The following is a 10738-nucleotide window of genomic DNA, read 5'->3' on the forward strand; positions in this document are numbered from 1 at the left end:
CGACCTCCCGCGCGGCGATCACGCCGCCCGCGAGCCCTCGGCGCGCCGCGGGCCGGTCACGGTCCGGTAGAGCTCCTCGTATTTGCCCACCATCACGGCGCTGCTGAAGCGCTCGCGCGCGCGGCGCGCGCAGGCGGCGCGATCGAAGCGGGCCAGGCCCGCCGCGAGCGCGGCGAGGCGCGACAGGTCGCCCGGCGGCGCCAGGTAGCCGGTGACGCCCTCGTCGACGATCTCGGGGAAGGAGCCGCGGCGAAAGCCGAGCACCGGGGTGCCGCACAGCATGGCCTCGATGGCGATCAGCCCGAACGGCTCCTCCCACTGGAGCGGGCAGAGGACGGCGCGGGCCCCGCGCAGGAGCGCGACCTTGCGGTCGTGGCCCATCTCCCCGAGGTCCGATATCCCGCTCTCCCGGAGGCGCGGGGCGACCTCCTGGAGATAATAGATCTGGTCCTTGGGGTGCGCGCGGCCCGCGAGCTTGATCGGCAGGCCCGCGGCCCTCGCGATGTCGAGCGCCAGGTGGGTCCCCTTCTCCTCGGCGTAGCGGCCCAGGTGCGCGAGGTAGCCCTCATCGCTCAGGCTCGGCGGATAACGCGCCGGCGTGACGCCGTGATGGATGACGCACGAGCGCGGCAGGGGGATCTCCAGGGCGCGCTGCCGCGCGCTGATCGCCACGTACGCGACCTCCGGGTGGCGCGCGTAGATGCGCGAGCTCTCGCCGCAGGGCGCGTGGTGCAGGGTGTGCACCGCCGGGACGCGGACGAAGCGGGTGAACGGGACGGCGATCGGGCTGTTCACGTGGATCACGTCGAACCCGTCCTCGCGCGCGATCTCCGAGAAGGCCCAGGCGACGTGGTTGACCTCGTCTTCCGGCGCCGGAGGCCAGCTCGGGCTCCCGTAAAGGGACCGGCGACGGCAGGTGACCACCGAATCTCCCGTCGCGAAGAGCGTGACCTCGTGTCCACGCGCCGACAGCCCCTCGGCCAGCTCGTGACAGAAGAGCTCGGTCCCGCCGTACCCGGAGGGAGGCACCCGGATGAACGGGGTGGAAACGATCGCGATCCGCATGCTCTTTGCTCCTCGGTCGCCGCGCCGCGACCGGGGCGCCATGCTCGCCCCCGCTCGCAGCGGAGCGCAACCCCGCGCTCAGAACCCATCAACGAGCATGCCAGCGGGCTGCTCCCCACCTGCCCGGCCGAGGGAGCGCGCGAGGACAGCTGCTGCGCAGCAGACGCAGCGCAGCGCGGCGCCCGCAAGCCAGCGCGATCCGAAGCGGCGCGCGGCGGTGCGGCGCTTTCTTCAGGCGTCCCGTGCGTCTAAGATGCGCCCTCCCGCTCGCTCCTGCGCGCGGGGCAGCGCGGGAAGCGTCGAGAGCCCGAGCGCCCCTGCCAATCTGCACACAGGTGGTCAATGACTTCGAGATCGAATCGTTACGGATCCGCGCTCGCGTTGAGCATTTCGCTGGCGGCCACCGCGGGCTGCCAGATGGCCACGATGCCCGATCGCGGCCTCATCAATGAGGACACGGGAGGGAGCGGCGGACAGGGAGGAACAGGCGGAGGGGGCGGCGGCGGTGGCTCCGGCGGCAATGACGGCGGCGGCGGGAGCAGCGACGGCGGCGGTGGCTCCGGCGGTGGCGATGGTGGCTCCGGCGGTGGCGATGGTGGCTCCGGGGGTGGCAACGGCGGGAGCGATGGTGGCGCGGGCGGAGTCGATGGCAACGGCGGCAACGGAGGCGACGCTGGAGCCGGCGGGGACGGCGGAGCGGGCGGCATCGACGGCTCCGGCGGCGGCGGCGGCGACGTCCCGTGCACCGGCGACACCGACTGCCCCGCGCCCGACAGCGAGTGCGCGATCGCGAGGTGCGTCGACGGTGGATGCACGACCGAGCCCGTGGCCTCGGGGACGCCCGTGAAGGTGCAGATGGCCGGCGACTGTCGCGAGCGCGTCTGCGACGGTGACGGCGCGGTCACGGAGGTCGACGACGACGACGATTTGCGCGACGACCACAGCTCGTGCACGGTCGACTCCTGCCGCGATGGCGCGCCGATCAACGACCCGGTCGAGGCCGGCACCTGGTGCTCCCTGGCCGACGGCGGGCTGTGCAACCCCGTCGGGGTCTGCGTGCAGTGCCTTGTCCACTCGGACTGCCCGACCGCGGTCTGCATCGACTACGTCTGCCAGGTCGCCTCGTGCGAGGACGGCCTGCGCAACGGCGACGAGGCCGGCATCGACTGCGGCGGCAGCTCTTGCCCTGCGTGCGGAGCGCCGGCCAGGGTGACCTCCGTCGATTATCCGGTCATCGCCGTCGGCGGCGCGCTCGTGCTCACCGGCTCCGGCTTCACCGGGGCGACGGGGGTGACGGTGGGCTTCGCGGCGCAGCCCTTCACGATCGACTCCGACACGCAGATCACGATCCCCGCGCTCTCGGACGTGACGCCGATCGGCCCGGAGGACATCGTCGTGAAACGGCCGGGGGCGCGGTGGACGTCGTTCCCGGTGACGGTGATCCAGCTCCAGATCAACGAGGTCGACGCCGACACGCAGGACAGCAGTGACGTGCTCGAGTTCATCGAGATCAGCACGGGCTGGCGGTACGTGAGCCTCGCCGGTTACACGCTCGTGCTCTACAACGGGGCCACCGACGGCTCCTACCGCGCGATCGCGCTCGACGGCACGACGGACGTGGGCGGGCTCCTGCTCGTCGGCACCAGCAGCGTCGAACCGACCCCCGCCCTCGTCTTCCCGACCAACACCCTGCAGAACGGCCCGGACGCTGTCGCCTTGTACCAGGGGCTGCCCGCGGAGTTCCCCACGTCCACGCCGGCCACGGCGGCGCGCCTCATCGACGCGCTTGTCTACGGACCGGCGGCCGAGCCGGACGCGCAGCTCTTGAACGCCCTGATCTCCAGCGCTCCGGGGCGCGTCCAGGTCAGCGAGGGCGCGACCTCCGCGCTGTCGCAGGCGCAGTCGATCCAGCGCTGCGCCGACGGCCGCCGCGACGGCCGCCGCTTCGGGGCGGCGGCGCCCACCCCTCGCAGGCCCAACACCCTCGCCTGCCCCTGAAGGCGCGGCGCAGCTGGCAGCGCGCCGCGCCGCCGCCGCCCGGCGCCGGGCTCCGGGGCTCAGCGCTCGAGGTGGATCTCGAAATCCTCGATGCTCACGGCGAGCTCGTAGCGCTGCTCGATGAGCCCCGCGAGCTCGGGGAACCCGTTCAGCGTGTCGCGCGAGTCGATCACGTCGCCGGTCACCGAGGGGAAGACGTCGTGGCGCTCGACCACGATCGCGGCCGGCGGGCTCGCGGCGAGGTCGCGCATCAGCGCGTCGCGCGCCTCCTGCCGGGCCCACGACGCGCGCTGCGGGACGTTGTAGAGGTAGCGCGTCGCCGGCGGGCGATCGGCGAGGTCGTAGATCACCGGCTCGAAGCCCCACACGAACACGGGGCGCCCCGGCGCGACGCGCTCGCGCAGCCACATGGCGACCTCCCGGTTCGCGGCGGCGTTGACGTCGGCGACCGACGCGAGGCGATCGAGGCGCGCCTGGTCGCTCGCGCCGGTGGCGAGCACCGTGATCCGCTTGGCGCAGCGCTCGATGTAGTCGTCGGCCACGTCCTTGGTCGCGGAGCGGGCGAAGGCGGTCGCGACGAGCGCCGCGAGGAGCGCCGCCGCGGCGGCCTTCGCGCCGGACCGGGTGCACCGCTGCCACGCCTTCCAGAGGCCGAGCGCGGCGAGCATCGCGGTGAGCGGCCACGTCGCGCCGTAATGGTAGGGGAAGAACTTCGCCTGCATCACGACGCCGACGAGGTGCATGGCGATCACGCCCGAGAGCAGCGCCACGCCCGCCCGCTCGTGGCGTTCGGGGTGCAGCGCGACCAGGCAAGCGAGGCCGAACGCGAGCGGGCCGGAGTAGTGGACGAGCCACTCGCAGGCGCCGTACCACGCCATGCCGAGCACGCTCGCGCCGCGCCACCCGAGCGCGGTATAGTGCGGCGTGAAGACGAAGAGGACCTCCCGCAGATCGCCGAGCGCGCCCCTCAGGGCGAACCAGGCGGCGCAGGCGAGCACGGGGAGCACGCCGCCCAGCGCGATGAGCAAGGCGGGCCGGAGCGCCGCCCAGAGGAGCGCGGCCGCCGTCGATCGGACCGGCCCGGACGCAGGCGGCGCAGGGCGCGCCGGCTCGCCATGGACCGCGGTCGGACCGATCCAGCGCTGGACGGCGGCCCGCTCCGAGCCCCGCCGCGCGAGCTCGGCGAGGGCGGGCGCGGCCAGCGCGACGGCGAGCACGACGCCGCCCCCGGCGAGGGGCGGCTTGAGGAGGCCGGCGGCGCCGAAGAGCGCGCCCGACACGACCAGCGCGGCGCCGCGCGGCGCCGGGCGGGGCGCGCCGTCGCGGCCGCGCGGCGTGGCCACGAGCAGCGCGGCGATGGTGAGCATGCCGCCGAACGACTCCGGCTGCGCCGTGTGCCAGAAATCGAGCTGGGCGTGCACCAGCACGGCGAGCGCCGCGGCGACGACCCCGATCCGCCGGTCGCCGAAGAGGCGGGCGGCGAGCGACGCCATCGCGAGGCACATGCCGGCGAGGCCGAGGACCTCGAGGACGCGGATGCCCCACTGCGCGGGGCCGAAGAGGGCGCGGGCGAGCGCGTAGATGAGGAAGATGCCGGGCGGCTTGAAGTCGAACGCGTCGCGGTACGGCATCCCGCCGTCGAGCACCGCGCGCGCGACCATGGCGTAGATGCCCTGATCGCGGCCGTAGCCGTAGGTCAGCACCTGCAGCAGCAGGAACGCGATGACGACGAGCGAGGCCGCCCGGATCGCCCGCGCCCCCACGACGCGCGGCGGCCCGGCGGCGAGGGGCTCGCGCCCGCTCTCGCTCGAGGGGGCCAGGGGGGCGGGGGCTGCGGTCGCATCCGGCGCGGCGTCACGCACGGGGCCCTTGTACCGGCTGGGGCCCAAAAAGGATACACACCGGACGAACACTGTGTCGTTGCCCTCGAAGGGCGGGCGGCGTATACGACCCTGCCGCCTTGCCCGGAGAGGTGAAACGGGCGCTCACGGCGGCGCGCGTTGGAGGCGCGAGAAGCGATGGTCGAAGTCCGCATGCCACAGCTCGGTGAGAGCGTGGTCGAGGGAACCGTCTCGAGGTGGCTCGTGCGCGAGGGCGATTTCGTCAAGCGCGAGCAGCCGCTGCTCGAGGTCGCGACCGACAAGGCCGACACGGAGATCCCGGCGCCCGTCGCGGGTCGTGTCGCGCAGATCGCGGTGGCCGAGGGCACCGTCGTCGCCAAGGAAGGTCTGCTCTGTCGGATCGACGAGACGGCGCAGGGCGAGGCCCAGGCGACGGCCCAGCGCGCGAGCGCGCCGCCGGCGTCGGCGCCGTCCGAAGCGCGGCCCGCCGCGCCGGCGCCCGGCAGCAACGGACACGATGAGAGCGCCCGCCCCCTGACGAGCCCGTCGACGAAGAAGCTCGCGCGCGAGTCGGGCGTCGACCTGCGCGACGTGCACGGGACAGGCGATCACGGCCGGATCACCCGCGACGACGTGATGCGCGCGGCGCACGGCGCGCCGGCCGAGCCGGCGCCTCAGCCGAGCGCGGCGGCCCAGCCGGCGAGCGCGGCGGCGGAGCTCTCGCAGCTCATCCAGGCGAGCGGCGGGTTCGTGCCGCCGGTGCCCGGCGTCGGGTACGGCGCGTACAAGGTGCCGCCGTACTCGCCGAAGCCCGGCGACAAGGTGGTGCCCTTCAGCCGGCGCCGCCGCATCACCGCCGACCACATGGTCTATTCCAAGGTGACGTCGCCGCACGTGGTGACGGTCGCCGAGGTCGACCTGCACGAGACGTCGAAGCTGCGCGACCTCCACAAGGACGAGTTCAAGCGGGCGGGCGTGTCGCTGACGTTCCTGTCCTTCATCTGCGCCGCGGCCGTCCGCGCGCTGCGCGAGCACCCGGAGTTCAACGCTCGAGTGCTCGAGAACTCGTACGTGGTGCTGCGCGACGTCAACCTCGGCGTGGCGGTGGACACGCCCGGCGGCCTCATCGTCCCGAGCATCAAGCACGCGGACGAGCTGTCGCTGCGGGGCATCGCGAGGAGCATCGACGAGCTGGCCGGGCGCGCGAAGTCCGGCAAGATCACGGCCGACGATCTCGCGAACACGACCTTCACGGTCTCGAACCCCGGCCTCAAGGGGAACCTCTTCGGCGGCGCGATCATCTCGCAGCCGAACGTGGGCATCCTCCGGATGGGGGAGATCAAGAAGCGCGTCGTGGTGGTCACGAAGGACAAGGAGGACTCGATCGCGATCCATCCGGTCATGTTCCTCGCGCTGTCGTACGACCACCGCATCATCGACGGGGTGCTGGCGAACTCGTTCCTCTGGCGCGTCACCGACATCCTCACACGCGGGGAGTTCGAGGTATGAGCGCGACAAGCGAAGTGCAGGGCCTGCGGGCACTCAACGAGGTCGATCCCGAGATCGCCGAGCTGATCCGCCTGGAAGAGCGGCGGGAAGCGGACACGCTCCGGCTCATCGCGAGCGAGAACTACGTGTCTCGGGCGGTGCTCGAGGCGACGGGCTCGGTGCTGACGAACAAGTACTCCGAGGGGTACCCGCACAAGCGGTATTACGAGGGTCAGCAGCAGATCGACGTGGTGGAGGAGCTCGCGCGGACGCGGGTGGCCAAGCTGTTCGGGGCCGACCACGTGAACGTGCAGCCCTACTCGGGCAGCCCGGCCAACCTGGCCGTCTACCTCGCGTTCGCGCAGGCGAACGACACGATCATGGGCCTCGGCCTGCCCGCGGGCGGTCACCTGACCCACGGCTGGTCGGTGAGCATCACCGGGAAGTACTTCAAGAGCGTCCCGTACGGGGTTCGCGAGAGCGATCACCGCATCGACCTGGATCAGGTCCGCGACCTGGCGCGCGCCCACCGGCCGAAGCTCATCTGGTGCGGGACGACGGCGTACCCGCGCACGATCGACTTCGCCGCGTTCCGGGCGATCGCCGACGAGGTGGGGGCGATCCTGGCGGCGGACATCGCGCACATCGCGGGGCTCGTGGCCGCGGGGGTGCACCCGTCGCCGGTGGGCATCGCCGACGTGGTGACGTCGACGACGCACAAGACCTTCCGGGGCCCGCGCGGCGCGATGATCCTCTGCAAGAAGGAGCACGCGGGCGCGATCGACAAGGCGGTGTTCCCCGGCCTCCAGGGCGGTCCGCACAACCACACGACCGCGGCCATCGCGGTCGCGGCGAAGGAGGCCTCGGAGGAAGGGTTCCGGGCCTACGCGAAGCAGATCGTGGTGAACGCGCAGGCGCTCGGGCGCGCGCTGGAGTCGCGCGGCTTCCGGCTCATCACCGGCGGGACCGACAACCACCTCTTGCTGATCGACATGACGCCGAAGGGGATCGCGGGCAAGCCGTACGCGCAGGCGCTCGATCGCGCGGGCATCGTGGCGAACTACAACTCGATCCCGTTCGATCCGCGCAAGCCGTTCGACCCGTCGGGGCTCCGCATCGGCACGCCGGCGGTGACGTCGCGCGGGATGGGCGTCGCCGAGATGGAGCGCCTCGCGGCGTGGATGGATGAGGTGGCGCAGAACGTGAACGACGAGGCGCGCATCACGCGCATCGCCGCCGAGGTCGCGGAGCTCTGCCGCGGCTTCCCGGCGCCCGGCATCCGGCTCTAGCCAGCGCTGCGGCCAGCCACGGCGCTGCGACCGAGGACGCCATGGAGAGCGATCTCCTGGCGTCCTCGGCGCTTTTGTGGCCGAGACCCGAGGACGCCGGGGAGAGCGGTCTCCCGGCGTCCTGGCGGCGTCACTTCACGTAAAGCTGCGCGGCGGCGACGCCCGATCCGGAGGTGGCCTTCACGATGTACTTGGCGTTGATGCCGACGGGGAGCGACCAGCGATAGCAGTTGCCCCGACCGCCGAGCGCGGCGTTCGCGCCGCTCGAGTTGTCCTGCGCCAGCACCGATGAGCCCATCGGGATCGGGGTCAGCGCGACCAGGCTGATGTCGAGCTCGGTAATCCCCGCGCCGACGCCGACGATCGTGTAGCACTTGCCGGGCATCAGCTGGATCTGCTGCTCGAGGGTCTGTCCGGCGCTGAACTGCCCCGCGATCGGCCCTCCCTCCTTCGTCATGCCGGGCGCCTCGGTCGCAGCGAGGCTGTTCAGCGGGATCGTCGCGGCGGAGGCGAGGTTCGGATCGATCGCCGACGCGCTGCCGGAGCTGCTCCCGCCGCTCGGGGCCGGCTGCTGCCCGCCGGTCCCGCCGGTCTGCTGGCCCGGGAGCGGGAACGGCCAGGGAAAGCCGCCAGGCTGCGCCGTCGGGGCAGGCTGCGTCGTCGTCGGAGCAGGCTGCGTGGGGGCGGGCTGCGTCGGGGCAGGCTGCGTCGGGGCGGGCTGGTACCCCGGCTGCTGGTAGCCGGGCTGCTGATACCCCGGCTGCTGGTACCCCGGCTGCTGGTACCCGGGCTGCTGATACCCCGGCTGCTGATATCCAGGCTGCTGGTAGTAGCCGGGCGGGGGCTGGTTCGCGTAGTTCGGCGGCGGCGTGGACGCCTCCCGCTGTTGACAACCAGCAGCGAGGGCGGCGGTGAGGATCAGGGCGGGCAGGACGCCAATCTTACGGAGCAAAAGAACCTCCTCGAATTTCCGGCAGAACGCCGCGTTCAATCTCACTGACGGGCTCGCGACGCAACGGGTGGCTCGCGGGAGCTCCCCGACACGCCCCCCGAAGCCCGCTCAACCGAGCTCCAGGTCCGTCCGCCGGATATCGCTTTGGACGTGGCACGCCCTCGCTTTCATCGCGCCCATCCGACGGATTGATGCTGCTTCTGCCATGATTTCCCGGGTTATTGCGGCCAGGCGCGGCTGGCCGGGGTCAAAAAGTGAGGTAGCCTACGGCATGACCGACCACGGCTCCCGAGCGAAGCTCGATCGTCCCGGAGAGTTTGCTCAGTGGTTCCTGGAACGAGAAATGCTGGCGAGCGCGGGCATGGGGCTCGCGGCCGACAGGGCGCGGCTGCACCTCGGACGCGCGGTCACGTTCCTGGAGCAGGGAATGCTGCGCGAGTCGCTGGTGGAGGCGAACTCTGCAGCGTACCTCGATCAGGCGATCCGACCCGAGGCGCTGCTCATTGCGCGCATGTGCATCCTGCGCGAGTTCGTGGGCGAGTCCGGCGGCTGAGCGGCGCGACGGCGCGAGAGGTCGAACGCCCGCGCCGGCTTGCCGGCAGGCTTGCGCCGCCGGCGCAGCCGCGCAAGACGCCTCGCACATAGCCCCCGCCCCCTGGCGGGTGTATGAGCGCCGCGAGCACAGCTGTCCCATCGAGGAGCCGCGGCGTGCGGCAGGGCTGTGCGCGAGGAGGCCGCAGATGACGGTGACGGGTAGGTCGTTGGGTTCAGCAGTGCTCCTGGCGCTGTCGGTGGCAGCGCTGGGCTGCGGCGGCAGCAGCAAGGAGTCGGAGTTCGCGGACGACGCTCCGGACGCGGGGACGCCGCCGCCCCCGCAGCCGACAGCGTCCGTGCCGCCTCCGGACGCCGGCCTGGCCCCGGTCGCGGTGCCCACGGTGGCGCCCTGCGATGGAGTCCAGTCGCTCGCGATGACGACCATGTTCCAGGGCCGCTCCGCCGGCGAGGCGCCGAAGATGCAGCCGGAAGGGGCGCCCGTCTGCAGCGTGGTGCCCGAGGGACAGACGGCCTCGGGGCAAACCTTCATGCTTCAGCCCGGCAATTGCTACACGTTCCTGGCGCAGGCGCTCCCCACCGTCACCGAGGTGGACGTCCAGCTGGAGCTCGACCTGAACGCCGGAGGACAGCCCGGGCTCGCTGCGTTCAACCTGAAACCGGTGCTCGCCGTCGACTCGGACACCGGGCCGACTGCCGCCATCGGAGCCAAGCAGAGCTGCTACCAATGGCCGTTCCCCATCGCGGCGACGGCCAAGCTGGTTGTCAAGGCGCGCACCGGCTCGGGACCGGTGGCGGCGCAGGCCTACAGCCGCAAGAAGTGAGCTGACCTCGCCGCGGGGGCGGCGGCGGCATCGAGCCGCCCGGCCCTCCCCCGGCGGCGGCGCGCGTCGCCGGGGCGCCGGAAGGGCGCCCCGCCGCGCGCGCTGGGCCCTTCCGCCGCCCCGGCGGTGGCGCGCCGAGGCCATGGAGCAAGAACGGCCACGTCGCCGTGGCCGCCCTGCGCTCCGCTGGGAGATCCCGTAAGACTACAGGAGCGCGTCCTTGATGGCCTTGATCGGCCGAGCGCGGACCGACTTGCTCGCCGGCTTCGCGGCGAAGGTCATCGGCTGCTTGGTAAACGGGTTGATCCCCTGGCGCGCCTTCGTCGCAGGGCGCTTGACCACCCGGAACTTCGCGAAGCCGGGCAGCGTGAACACGCCCGACTTCTTCAGCTCGCGATGACCGATCGTGATGAGGGACTCGAGAACGTTCTTCACCTGCTTGCGGCTCAGCTCATCACCGGCAGCTTCGGTGATGGCCTGGATCAGGCCGCTCTTGCTCAACGTCTTCTTCGCGCCGCCCCCGGCCGTCTTCTTACTTGCCATGGCACTCTCCTCGGACATGAGCTCGCGCGCGACACCTCGCCGCGCACAGCCTCAGTGAACCTTACACACGACACAGGACAAAAAAAGACAAAACTGCGGGGAGAAATAGCGATTTCTGAGACGGGGCATCGCGCGGACCCCTGAAAGACCGCGCCGGAGCGGTGCGCCAGAGGGGCAACCCGCCGC

At 72.1% G+C, this 10738-nt stretch carries 9 protein-coding genes; 5 read left to right on the forward strand and 4 right to left on the reverse strand.

Translation table 11 applies throughout. The annotated features are described in order from the left end of the window. Positions 1-18: 18 nt before the first annotated feature. Positions 19-1065: a glycosyltransferase family 4 protein gene (locus tag WMF46_RS34495; protein ID WP_437981084.1), complete on the reverse strand. Its 1047-nt coding sequence runs from the start codon at positions 1063-1065 to the stop codon at positions 19-21. 381 nt (positions 1066-1446) lie between these two features. Here WMF46_RS34495 and WMF46_RS34500 point away from each other — a divergent pair, with 381 nt between their 5' ends. After that, on the forward strand, positions 1447-3063 hold the full coding sequence (locus tag WMF46_RS34500) for a hypothetical protein (protein WP_437981085.1): 1617 nt from the start codon (positions 1447-1449) through the stop codon (positions 3061-3063). Positions 3064-3122: 59 nt separating this feature from the next. On the opposite strand, the gene WMF46_RS34505 is transcribed toward WMF46_RS34500, so the two are convergent. Further along, the gene (locus tag WMF46_RS34505; RefSeq protein WP_437981086.1) at positions 3123-4925 is read right to left on the reverse strand and encodes a glycosyltransferase family 39 protein; all 1803 of its coding nucleotides are present in this window, start codon (positions 4923-4925) and stop codon (positions 3123-3125) included. Between the two features lie 171 nt (positions 4926-5096). On the opposite strand from WMF46_RS34505, the gene WMF46_RS34510 reads away from it, so the two are divergent. Beyond that, a complete protein-coding gene (locus tag WMF46_RS34510; RefSeq protein WP_437981087.1) occupies positions 5097-6413 on the forward strand; it encodes a dihydrolipoamide acetyltransferase family protein in 1317 nt (438 codons plus the stop codon). After that, a complete protein-coding gene (gene glyA / locus WMF46_RS34515; protein ID WP_437981088.1) occupies positions 6410-7681 on the forward strand; it encodes a serine hydroxymethyltransferase in 1272 nt (423 codons plus the stop codon). Before WMF46_RS34510 ends, glyA begins: the two co-directional genes overlap by 4 nt. A gap of 130 nt (positions 7682-7811) precedes the next feature. Here the strand turns inward: glyA and WMF46_RS34520 are convergent, their stop codons facing one another. Next, positions 7812-8633, reverse strand: coding sequence for a hypothetical protein (locus WMF46_RS34520; RefSeq protein WP_437981089.1), 822 nt, complete (start codon positions 8631-8633; stop codon positions 7812-7814). A 205-nt stretch (positions 8634-8838) separates the two neighbouring features. Between WMF46_RS34520 and WMF46_RS34525 the strand changes: the two genes are divergently transcribed. Together WMF46_RS34525 and WMF46_RS34530 are read left to right on the forward strand one after the other, a co-directional pair. After that, positions 8839-9186, forward strand: coding sequence for a hypothetical protein (locus tag WMF46_RS34525; protein WP_437710128.1), 348 nt, complete (start codon positions 8839-8841; stop codon positions 9184-9186). Between the two features lie 187 nt (positions 9187-9373). Next, positions 9374-10009 carry a hypothetical protein gene (locus tag WMF46_RS34530; protein WP_437903788.1) on the forward strand — a complete coding sequence of 212 codons (636 nt, stop codon included), beginning with the start codon at positions 9374-9376 and terminating at the stop codon, positions 10007-10009. Positions 10010-10213: 204 nt separating this feature from the next. Here the strand turns inward: WMF46_RS34530 and WMF46_RS34535 are convergent, their stop codons facing one another. After that, positions 10214-10552, reverse strand: coding sequence for an HU family DNA-binding protein (locus tag WMF46_RS34535; protein WP_012239209.1), 339 nt, complete (start codon positions 10550-10552; stop codon positions 10214-10216). Positions 10553-10738 lie beyond the last annotated feature (186 nt).

The sequence above is a fragment of the Sorangium sp. So ce117 genome, from assembly GCF_051524395.1.
GTDB classification, from domain to species: Bacteria; Myxococcota_A; Polyangia; order Polyangiales; family Polyangiaceae; genus Sorangium; species Sorangium cellulosum_B.

Coding starts and splice junctions, on each gene's coding strand:
- WMF46_RS34495 (WP_437981084.1), bottom strand. CDS start 1,065: ATGCGGATCGCGATCGTTTCCACCCCGTTCATCCGGGTGCCTCCCTCC.
- WMF46_RS34510 (WP_437981087.1), top strand. CDS start 5,097: ATGCCACAGCTCGGTGAGAGCGTGGTCGAGGGAACCGTCTCGAGGTGG.
- glyA (WP_437981088.1), top strand. CDS start 6,410: ATGAGCGCGACAAGCGAAGTGCAGGGCCTGCGGGCACTCAACGAGGTC.
- WMF46_RS34525 (WP_437710128.1), top strand. CDS start 8,839: ATGATTTCCCGGGTTATTGCGGCCAGGCGCGGCTGGCCGGGGTCAAAA.
- WMF46_RS34530 (WP_437903788.1), top strand. CDS start 9,374: ATGACGGTGACGGGTAGGTCGTTGGGTTCAGCAGTGCTCCTGGCGCTG.
- WMF46_RS34535 (WP_012239209.1), bottom strand. CDS start 10,552: ATGGCAAGTAAGAAGACGGCCGGGGGCGGCGCGAAGAAGACGTTGAGC.